The 4,903-nt window shown below is 67.6% G+C and carries 4 protein-coding genes; 1 reads left to right on the top strand and 3 read right to left on the bottom strand.

Going from position 1 to position 4,903, the window contains the following annotated elements:
* Positions 1-59: 59 nt before the first annotated feature.
* Genes AWB94_RS16340 through AWB94_RS16330 form a run of 3 tightly spaced genes read right to left on the bottom strand, consistent with a single transcriptional unit; the run spans position 60 to position 3,837 of the window.
* Positions 60-1,835, bottom strand: coding sequence for an ABC transporter ATP-binding protein (locus AWB94_RS16340; RefSeq protein WP_062656227.1), 1,776 nt, complete (start codon positions 1,833-1,835; stop codon positions 60-62).
* Positions 1,836-1,864: 29 nt separating this feature from the next.
* Positions 1,865-3,565: an ABC transporter ATP-binding protein gene (locus tag AWB94_RS16335; RefSeq protein ID WP_062656226.1), complete on the bottom strand. Its 1,701-nt coding sequence runs from the start codon at positions 3,563-3,565 to the stop codon at positions 1,865-1,867.
* A 17-nt stretch (positions 3,566-3,582) separates the two neighbouring features.
* A complete protein-coding gene (locus AWB94_RS16330; protein ID WP_062656225.1) occupies positions 3,583-3,837 on the bottom strand; it encodes an MbtH family protein in 255 nt (84 codons plus the stop codon).
* 115 nt (positions 3,838-3,952) lie between these two features.
* Here AWB94_RS16330 and AWB94_RS16325 point away from each other — a divergent pair, with 115 nt between their 5' ends.
* Entirely contained in the window at positions 3,953-4,897 is a 945-nt protein-coding gene (locus tag AWB94_RS16325; RefSeq protein WP_062656224.1) for a methionyl-tRNA formyltransferase, read from the top strand.
* The last annotated feature ends 6 nt before the right edge of the window (positions 4,898-4,903 follow it).

Genomic DNA, 4,903 nt, shown 5'->3' with positions numbered 1-4,903 from the left:
GCCGTCACTCGCCCCGGTAGTTTGCCCCGTCGCTTCGCTCGCCCCGGTACCCTTCCCCGTCACGCGTCCGTCCTCTCCGCATCCATGTGACGCGCGCTCCAAGCACGCCAGAGTTGGGCGTACCGTCCCTGCGCCGAAATCAGTTCGGCGTGGGTTCCCTCTTCGATGATCTCGCCGTGTGCCATCACCACGATCCGGTCGGCGGTGGCCGCTTGGGTGAGTCGGTGTGCGACGACGAGTGTGGTGCGGCCCTCGGTGACGGCCGCCGCCGCGCGCTCCAGGTCACGTGCACCCTGACTGCCCGCCTCGGCGGTGGCCTCGTCCAGCACGGCAACCGTCGGGTCCAGCAGCAGCAGCCGGGCCAGGGCGAGCTGCTGTGCCTGAGCCGAGGTCAGTTCGTGACCGCCCTCACCGACCACGGTCTGCACACCGTCTTCCAGGGCGGCCACCCACTCGCCCGCCCCTACCGTATCCAGTGCCGCAAGCACTTCCGAGTCGGTGGCGTCGCATTTGGCCAGCCGCAGATCGTCGGCCAGCGGCCCCGCGAACACATGCACGTCCTGACTGATGATCGCGACGTGCTTGCGCCGCTGCTCGGTGGTCAGGTCGGCCAGCGGGACACCGCCGATCCGAACCTCACCGCCCTGCTGGTCCAGCACGCCCGCGGCGATCCCGGCGAGGGTGGATTTGCCGGCACCGGTCGACCCGACCAGCGCCACCCGCTGCCCCGGCTCGACCCGCAAGCTCACCCCGTGCAGCACCGGATGCGCACCGTCGTAGCTGAACTCCAGGTCGGTCAGCTCGAGCGCCGCGTCGTGAGGTTCGGCGATCGGTGTGTCCGAGACCGGAGGCTGCGGGATGCTGACCAGACCGACCAGCCGGGCCAGGCTGGCGCCCGCGTCCTGTGCCTCGTCGACGGTGAACAGCAGCATGGTGATCGGCCCGAACAGCCGGTGGAACAGCAGGGCTGCCGCGGTCGTCTGACCGACCGTCACCGAGCCGTGCTGCACCAGCCAGTACCCCGCCACCAGAATCACTGCAAGACCGATGAATTCGGCGCGGTTGATCCGGCCGACGAACCGGGTGAAGAAGGTGAAGACACCGATCGAGATGTCACGCACCCGTGCCGAGGCGTCCTCGATCCCGTCCCGGTGCGCGGCGTGGTTGTGGTAAGCGTGCACGGTCGCTGCGCCCAGCATGCTCTCCATCAGCACTTGCGATCGCTCGGCGATGACGCGACGCTCCTCGGCGTACCGCGGGGCGGACCGCGGCAGGTACCACCGCAGGGCCAACAGATAGAACGGGATGGCGACGGCGCCGGCCAGCGCCAGGCGCCAGTCCAAGCCGAGCATCGACACCATGGTCAGCGCCGCGAGCATGAGCGCCGAGAACATCGTCGGGAAGACATCCGTGACGGCTTTGGCGATGGTCGAGACGTCCGTGCTCACCCGGGAGAGCAAGTCTCCCCGCCCAACTCGCTCCACGGTGGGGGTGGGCAGTGCCAGCGCGCGATCCACCCCGGCTTCCCTGAGGTCGGCGAGCATGACGGCACCGAGCCGGCCGATCAGGAAGTTCGACCATCCGGTGGCGATACCGCCGACGACCGCGGCGCCGACCAGCACGGCCGCAACCGCGACGATGACCGAGGTCGGCGATCCGTCGATGATCCGGTCGACGAGCACGCCGAGCACGTACACCGGCGCCACCGCGGCGGCCGCCGCCAATACACCGACCACCAGTGTTGCGCTCAATGCGCCAGGGCGCGAAGACAGTTCACGACGTAACCAGGACCAGGTCTCGCGGCCGGTCGCGACGGGAAGGATGGTGGCACTCATCGGTGTCCGAGGCTCTTCGCCCGAGAGGCTCATCGCAACACCGCCGCGGCGTAGTCGGGCCGGTTCATCAGATCCTCGTGGCTACCCTCGGCGACGACGCGGCCGCCGTCAATCAGCACCACCCGGTCGGTCACCGCGAGCAGCGCCGGACTGCAGGTGACGATGACGGTGGTGAAGCTCCTGTCGCCGGGGCCGTGCCGCAGCGTGGCGATACCGTCGGCCACCGCGCTTTCCGTCACGGCGTCCACGGCCGTCGTCGGCTCGTGCAGCACCAGCACAGGCGCGGCCTGTAACAGCGCACGGGCCAGGGTCAGCCGTTGGCGCTGCCCACCGGACAGGCTCGAGCCGCGCTCGGACACGCCGTGGTCCAGGCCGTCGCGGTGCACCTCGATGACGTCGACAGCGTTGGAGGCCTGCAGGGCCTTGGCCAATCCGACCGGATCTGCCACACCGGACACGAGATTGGTCCGCAACGATCCGGTGAACAGGTCGGCCTTGTGCGGCTCGACCAACAGGGCACGCCGGGCCGCGGCGAGGTCCAGCTCGTCCAATGCCACACCGCCGATGCGGATCTCGCCGACATACTCGTCCCGGGCCAGCCGTCCGGACAACACGCTGACAAAGGCGTCGGCGTCGCCGGCCCTGATGGCGACGACACCGATCAACCCGCCGGGTTCGACGGACAACGTGACGCCGTCGAGGGTGCCGTAACGCACGCCATCGAGATCCACCCCGTGCGGTCCCGAACCCAGCGTGCCCGTTCCCGGGGTGAGCGCCAGGGGCGCATCCTCGATCCAGCCGACACGCTCGGCGGAGGCGCGTGCCTCGGCGATCCAGCTGGGCACCTCGGCCATGGTGCCGAAGGGTTCGAGCAGGAACTGCGCCAACCCGATCACGGTGATCAATTGACCGACGGTGATGTCCCCGCGCAGCGCGAACCAACCCGCCAGTACGGCGATCCCGACCGCCAGTAGCGCACTCAATGCGGTGGAGAAACCCAGATAGACACCCTGTGTCCGGGCGGCCCGGACGCTGGCGGCCATCGCGTCGCGGCTCACCGTGCGGTAGCGCCGCGCGGCGGCGCGCTCGGCACCGATGCCGCGCAACGGCCGCAGCCCGGCGATGAGATCGGCCGACATCGCGGTGGCCTCGCCGGCCAGCTCCTGCTGATCGGCGATGCGCCGGGTGATGACCGGCCCTCCGAAATGCAGGACCAACAGGATCAGGGGGGTGCCGAGCAGAACGGCCAAACCGAGCGGGACGTCGATGGTGATCAATACCGTGGCGCACACCGCAATGGCGGTGACGGCGCCGGCGATGCGCGGAATGTAGTCCAGCAGATACGACGTGTTGTCGGCATCGGTACTGGCGATCGACAACAGTTCGCCGGTGCGCTGGCTGGTGCGCAGCCGTTGCGGGTGCAGGATCCGATCGGCCAGATCGACACGGAGCTGGTGGCCTTCGGTGGCGATCGCCCGCATCAACTGCCGCGCTCCCAGCCGATAGCCGACGGTCAACGCAACGAACAGCACCGCGAGCGCACCGATCCAAATGACGAGTTGGGTGAGATCGCCGACTTTCACGGCCCGGTCGATGACGACGCCGATGAGCACCGGCACCATCGCCTCGCACACCTGATGACCGCAGATGAGCAGCGACCCGCTGGTGAGCAGCCGGGCGTTACGGGTGACGGTGCGCCACAGGATGGCCGCGCCGGTACGGGTCCGCACCGACGCCTGCTCGGTGCTTACGATGAGCCGTCACCCAACGCCGACCCGCCGGCCGCGGCCATCCGCAGCCGAAGACTCTTGGGCCGCATGTCCGTCCAGTTCTGCTCGACATAATCCAAACAGGCCTGACGACTGGTCTGGCCGTCGGCACCGAACGCGACGCTCCACCCTCCCGGCACTTGCTTGAACGTGGGCCACAGCGAATGCTGCTCCTCGTCGTTGACCAGCACGAAGAACGTCCCTGTCTCGTCGTCAAAGGGATTGCCCGACACAAAGTCTCCTCAGCAGTGACGTGATTGTCGACGTACCTCTGGCACGCCCGCCCGAACCTGGACACACTATCAAAGGTTAGGCTTGCCAAATACAGCTTGATACAGAAGGTGAGACATGCGGGTAGCAATGTTCGGGTACCAGACCTGGGGACACAAGACCCTCGAGGCGCTCATCAAATCGCCGCACGAAGTCGTCCTGGTCGTCACCCATCCGCCGAGTGACCAACCATATGAATCGATTTGGGCGGATTCGGTGGAGGAACTGGCCGGCGATCACGGAATCCCGGTGCACCTGGCCCAACGGCCCGACGCTGCGCTGATCGAACGGGTCCGGGATGCCCAACCCGACATCATGGTGGCCAACAATTGGCGGACGTGGTTGCCCCGCGAATTGTTCGACCTGCCGCGACACGGCACCCTGAACCTGCATGACTCACTGCTCCCCCGCTTCACCGGCTTCTCGCCGGTGATCTGGGCAATGATCAGCGGCGCCAACGAGGTTGGTCTCACCGCGCACCGGATGGACGACGATCTGGACACCGGCGACATCGTGCTGCAGCGTTCCATCCCGATCGGCCCGACGGACACCGGGACCGAGTTGGTGCGGGCCACCATCGACCTCATCCCCGAGGTGCTGGTCGAGTCGCTGGATCTCATCGAGCGTGGGGCGGCGACCTGGACAGCGCAGAATCTGGAGGAGCGCACGTTCTTCCACAAGCGCTCGGCCCGGGACAGCATCATCGACTGGCGTTGGTCTGCAGTGGAATTGGACCGGTTTGTACGGGCCTTGTCCGATCCGTACCCGAATGCCGTCACCTACTACCGCGGAGAGCGGATCCGGATTCTCAAGGCGACGGTGTCGCGGTATCGATACGGCGGTACCCCGGGCAGGGTGTTCATCGCCGAGGGCGACGGGATGGTGATCGTCACCGGCGCCGACGCACATCGGGGTGAGAGTCCGGGGCTGGTGATCCAGCGGATTCGCCTCGACGACGGAACCGAACTCCCCGCGCTGGAGTACTTCGGTCGCGGCGGCGGATATCTCGACGACCGTCCGTGAACACCG

The organism is Mycolicibacterium canariasense (assembly GCF_002101555.1).
Taxonomy (GTDB): Bacteria; Actinomycetota; Actinomycetes; order Mycobacteriales; family Mycobacteriaceae; genus Mycobacterium; species Mycobacterium canariasense.
The sequence above is the reverse complement of the archived record's forward strand: the minus strand, read 5'-3'. Positions and strand labels throughout refer to the sequence as shown.

Bases quoted from the DNA above. Each gene is read 5' to 3' on its own strand.
- AWB94_RS16325 (WP_062656224.1), top strand. From the start codon at position 3,953: ATGCGGGTAGCAATGTTCGGGTACCAGACCTGGGGACACAAGACCCTC.
- AWB94_RS16340 (WP_062656227.1), bottom strand. From the start codon at position 1,835: ATGAGTGCCACCATCCTTCCCGTCGCGACCGGCCGCGAGACCTGGTCC.